This window comes from Nocardioides sp. P5_C9_2, from assembly GCF_054049555.1.
Genome location: NZ_JBFUMD010000332.1, coordinates 1 through 4,538, shown reverse-complemented (window position 1 = coordinate 4,538; position 4,538 = coordinate 1). Strand labels below are relative to the sequence as shown.

Sequence of the window (4,538 nt, the reverse complement as noted above, 5' to 3'; positions counted from 1 at the left end):
CTCGCGGGTTGGTTCAGCCGTGACCTTCGTGCAGGAAGGCGGCGCCGTGATTCACGACCGACTGCGGTCAGTACGGAGAGGTGCATAGCGGTGGGCGTCGAAATTGTCCCCGCCCGACACAACGACTCGCGACGATTGATTTCTTGCCACAGTCGAAGCGCTCACTCGCTTCGCAAGGCCGTTCCCACGCCAGGCAAAGCCAGAGCCAAAACTCTCAGTCGAGGTCGACGACGACCGGGGCGTGGTCCGAGGGCGACCCGGTGCCCTGGGCGGGGTCGCGCTCGTCGCGGTCGATGAACGCGTCGCGCACCCGCCCGGCGAGCGACGGCGAGGCGACCACGAAGTCGATCTTGAGCCCGCGGTCGCGCTCGAAGCGCTGCCGGTAGTAGTCCCAGTAGGTGTAGCCCGGGGCGTGCTCGCGGGTGACCTCGACGTACCCGTCGTCGAGGAAGCCCTGGAAGGCGGCCCGCTCCTGCGGCGTCACGTGGGTGGACGTGCGGAACTGCGCGGGGTCGAAGACGTCGTCGTCGGTGGGGCAGATGTTCCAGTCGCCGACCAGCGCCGTGTCGCGGTCGAGCCACGACCCGGCGGCCTCCCGCAGCCGGGCCAGCCAGTCGAGCTTGTAGGCGTAGTGGGGGTCGTCTGGCTTGCGGCCGTTGGGGACGTAGAGCGACCAGACGTCGACGCCGCCGCACCGGGCGGCGATGGCGCGCGACTCGGTGGCCAGCGGGTCGCCGTACCCGGGCATCGCCTCGAAGCCCACCCGGACGTCCTCGAGGCCGACCCGCGAGATGAGCGCGACGCCGTTCCACTGGTTGGTGCCGGCGACGGCGACGTCGTACCCCAGGGCCTGCAGGCCCATCAGCGGGAGCTGGTCCTCGCGCGCCTTGGTCTCCTGCAGGGCCAGTACGTCGACCTCGTGGCGCTGCAGGAACGCCTCGACGCGGTCGATGCGGGAGCGGAGTGAGTTGACGTTCCAGGTGGCGATGCGCACCGCACCAGCCTAGGAGAGGGGTCCGCGGACGCGGCAGGGGAGAGGGTCGCTGCCGCGCTGACCTCGGTCGATAAGGACGAGGCCCGGAATCAGTGGCGACTGGTCTTTCCCCTCCGATGAATCGCCGTGCCAGATTCGCCTCGCGTGACGACCGTCACGCCACATCGTCCAGGAGGTCCGTGGTGTTCCCAGGCAGGTTCGACGACAAGGTCGTGGTGGTCACGGGCTCGGCGCAGGGCATCGGGGCCGCCGTGGCCCGGCGGGTGGCCGCCGAGGGAGGAGCGGTCGTGCTGGGGGACCGGTCGCCCCTCGCCGAGGAGGTGGCCGCGTCGATCCGCGACGAGGGCGGCGTCGCCGTGGCGCACGAGTGCGACCTCKAGCGGTACGACGGGGCCGAGTCCCTGGTGTCCCGGTCGCTGGCCGAGCACGGCCGGGTCGACGTGTGGATCAACAACGTCGGAGGCACCATCTGGACCCGGCCGTTCGAGCACTACGACGTGGTCGCGATCGAGCAGGAGATCACCCGGTCGCTGTTCCCCACGCTGTGGTGCTGCCGCGCCGTGCTGCCGCACATGGTCGACCGGGGTCGCGGCACCATCGTCAACGTCTCCTCGATCGCGACCCGCAGCATCAACCGCGTGCCGTACGCCGCGGCGAAGGGTGGGGTGAACGCCCTGACCGCCTCCCTCGCCTTCGAGGCCGCGAGCAAGGGCGTCCGCGTCGTGGCCACCGCGCCCGGCGGCACGCAGGCGCCGGCACGGCGGGTACCCCGCAACGCTGCCGAGCTGGGCGACCAGGACGGCGCCTGGTACGACGAGATCGTCGCCCAGACGGTCGCCAGCACCCACCTGGGTCGCTACGGCACGCTCGCCGAGCAGGCCGCCCCGATCCTCTTCCTCGCCTCCGACGAGGCCTCCTACGTCACCGGCAGCGTCCTGCCGGTCGGCGGCGGCGACCAGGGCTGACAGCGCCCGGTCCCCCCACCCCCACCCCTGGACGCGGCAGGTCCGCGCCCGCACCGGAAGGACTCTCATGGATTCACTGCTTCGCGCCGGCGGCCGCATCCCGGGCGCACTGATGATCGTGCCGCTGTTCCTCGGCGCCCTCGTCAACACCCTGGCCCCCGACGTGCTGATGATCGGCAGCTTCACCACCGCCCTGTTCAAGGAGGGCGCCCCCGTGCTGATCGGCCTCTTCTTCCTGTCCGTCGGGGCCCAGATCCAGCTTCGCGCGGCCCTGCCCTCCATCGAGAAGGGGCTCGTGCTCCTGCTGGCCAAGTACGGCGTCGCCGTGCTGGCGGGACTGGTCGTGGCCTTCCTGACCCCGGCCGGCAACCTGTGGGGGCTCGTGCCGCTGGCGGTCATCGCGGCCATGTCCAACTCCAACGGGTCGCTGTACGTCGCGCTGACCAGCCAGTTCGGCAACAAGACCGACAAGGGCGCGATCTCGATGCTGTCCATCAACGACGGCCCGTTCCTCACCCTGGTGGCCCTCGGGGCCGCCGGCCTGGCCGACTTCCCGATCATGGCCCTGGTCGCCGCGATCCTGCCCATGGCCCTGGGCTTCGTGCTGGGCAACACCAGCACGATCGCGCGCGAGTTCCTGGCCCCCGGCGAGAAGCTCATCATCCCCTTCGCGGCGTTCGCCCTCGGCGCCGGCATCGACTTCTCGGTGCTCGCCACGTCCGGCGCGATCGGCGTCCTGCTGGGCCTGGCCACCGTGGTCCTCTCCGGAGGCGCGGCCGTCCTCGCCCTCTACGGCTGGCACGTCGTACGCCGTCACCCGCGGCCCACCCGCAACCTGGTCGCAGGCGTCAGCGAGGCCAGCACGGCCGGCAACGCCATCGCGACACCGGTGGCCGTCGCCTCGGTCGACCCGACCTTCCTCGCGGTCCAGGAGGTCGCCACCGCACAGGTCGCCGCGGCCGTGGTGACGACGGCGTTCACCGCGCCCTTCCTGGTGGCCTACGTGGCGGCGTGGCAGCGCCGTCGCGGCGTCACCCCGGAGAACGAGGAGGCGCTCTACGAGGCGCCCACCGCCGGTCACCCAACCGACGACGCAGCCGACGCTGTTCCGGTGGAGGTGCCGGCGAGCGCCTGAGGGCGGCGGAGGGGGCTCGGGCCCCCTCCGCAGGATTTTCCGCCGGAAGGCCTTTACACGGGCGATCGTGGTGGGGCAGGTTCTCCCCACGCACTGTTCTCGGGAGACAGGTGCCATTGCTGGAACCCCGGGTGGAGTGTGCCCACATCCACCACCCCTGAGGAGTTCCCCCCATGCAGCGCAGCCGTCTCGGGCAGCTTGCCCTCGCCTCCGCAGCCGTCCTGGCCGCCACCCTCACGTCGGTCGCCACGCCGGCACTGGCGGCCACCGACAGCGACATCCCGACCTTCTCCGAGTTCCACTCGCAGACCTTCAAGGACGTCGACAACCAGTACATCGTGAACGGTGACGAGCCCGTCTCCTCCACGAGTGACCTCAAGACCTTCTACGAGTCCATGGTGGGTGGCTCGAAGAAGACCACCGACAACGGTCTCGTCGTCAACACCGTCAGCGGTCGCGACGACAAGTGGACCGCCTCGCAGGCGATGAACCTCACCTACTGCGTGAGCACCAAGTTCGGCAGCCAGTACGCCAACGTCGTCAACGCGATGGCGGCCGGGGCCGGCCAGTGGGAGGCGGCGTCCTCCAAGGTCAACTTCACCTACCTGTCGGCCAACGACTCCAACTGCACGACCCGCAACAACGCGGTGCTCTTCTCGGTCGAGCCGACCAGCACCACCCAGTACATCGCCCGGGCATTCTTCCCGAGCACGGCCGACCGGTCCCGCAACGTGCTCGTCAACGCGACGTCGCTGATGAACTCGGGCTCCTGGACCCCGTCCAACATCCTGGCCCACGAGCTCGGCCACAGCCTCGGCTTCCGGCACGAGCACACCCGTCCCGAGGCCGGCACCTGCTTCGAGGACAACAACTGGCGCCCGCTGACGCCGTACGACTCCTCGTCGATCATGCACTACCCCCAGTGCAACGGCACGAGCAGCAACCTCAGCATGACCGCGACCGACCGGCAGGGGATCGTGGCGCTCTACGGAGCCTGATCCTCCACGACCGCGAACGCCCCTTCTGTCCCGAGCAGGAGGGGCGTTCGTGTGCCCGGGGACGGGTCGCTCAGCGGGTCCAGGCGTCGAGGACACCCGGCGTGGCGGCGTCGGCGAGGCGGATCGCCCGGTCCCGCGGCACGTCACGCACCACGACCCTCTCGGCGCCCGCCGCGGTGGTGGCGACCAGGTCGGCCAGCCCGACCCGGCGCTGGAACCACGTCTCAGTGACCACCCAACCGATGATCCCGTCGGTCTCGAGCACGGTGCGCACGCGGGCCGCCTCGGCGTGGCCCACGACGAGGTGGGCGGCGGCGCCCGGCTCCCGGACGAGCGCGTGGCCGAGGTGCCGGTACGACGCCTCGGCGACCGCGACGCTCGCCGGCAGCCCCACGACGAGCACGAGCACGGGGACCCACCACCCGAGCCAGCCCACGTCGGTGAGC

5 protein-coding genes are annotated in these 4,538 nt (G+C 70.8%); 3 read left to right on the top strand and 2 right to left on the bottom strand.

Annotation, left to right across the window (positions count from 1 at the left end; translation table 11 throughout):
• Positions 1-214: 214 nt before the first annotated feature.
• Positions 215-994 carry an exodeoxyribonuclease III gene (locus ACXJKL_RS15335; RefSeq protein WP_457207900.1) on the bottom strand — a complete coding sequence of 260 codons (780 nt, stop codon included), beginning with the start codon at positions 992-994 and terminating at the stop codon, positions 215-217.
• A 182-nt stretch (positions 995-1,176) separates the two neighbouring features.
• Between ACXJKL_RS15335 and ACXJKL_RS15330 the strand changes: the two genes are divergently transcribed.
• From ACXJKL_RS15330 to ACXJKL_RS15320, 3 genes are all read left to right on the top strand, one after another.
• Positions 1,177-1,959 (top strand): 1,6-dihydroxycyclohexa-2,4-diene-1-carboxylate dehydrogenase, encoded by a 783-nt coding sequence (locus ACXJKL_RS15330; protein WP_457207899.1) that lies wholly within the window; start codon positions 1,177-1,179, stop codon positions 1,957-1,959.
• Positions 1,960-2,026: 67 nt separating this feature from the next.
• A complete protein-coding gene (locus ACXJKL_RS15325; protein ID WP_457207898.1) occupies positions 2,027-3,094 on the top strand; it encodes a 2-keto-3-deoxygluconate permease in 1,068 nt (355 codons plus the stop codon).
• Between the two features lie 173 nt (positions 3,095-3,267).
• Positions 3,268-4,092, top strand: coding sequence for a M57 family metalloprotease (locus ACXJKL_RS15320; protein ID WP_457207897.1), 825 nt, complete (start codon positions 3,268-3,270; stop codon positions 4,090-4,092).
• Between the two features lie 70 nt (positions 4,093-4,162).
• Here ACXJKL_RS15320 and ACXJKL_RS15315 read toward each other — a convergent pair.
• Positions 4,163-4,538, bottom strand: a 376-nt coding sequence (locus ACXJKL_RS15315; protein ID WP_457207896.1) for a PH domain-containing protein, incomplete at its 5' end; no start/stop codon positions are given.

Bases quoted from the DNA above. Each gene is read 5' to 3' on its own strand.
- ACXJKL_RS15320 (WP_457207897.1), top strand. From the start codon at position 3,268: ATGCAGCGCAGCCGTCTCGGGCAGCTTGCCCTCGCCTCCGCAGCCGTC.
- ACXJKL_RS15325 (WP_457207898.1), top strand. From the start codon at position 2,027: ATGGATTCACTGCTTCGCGCCGGCGGCCGCATCCCGGGCGCACTGATG.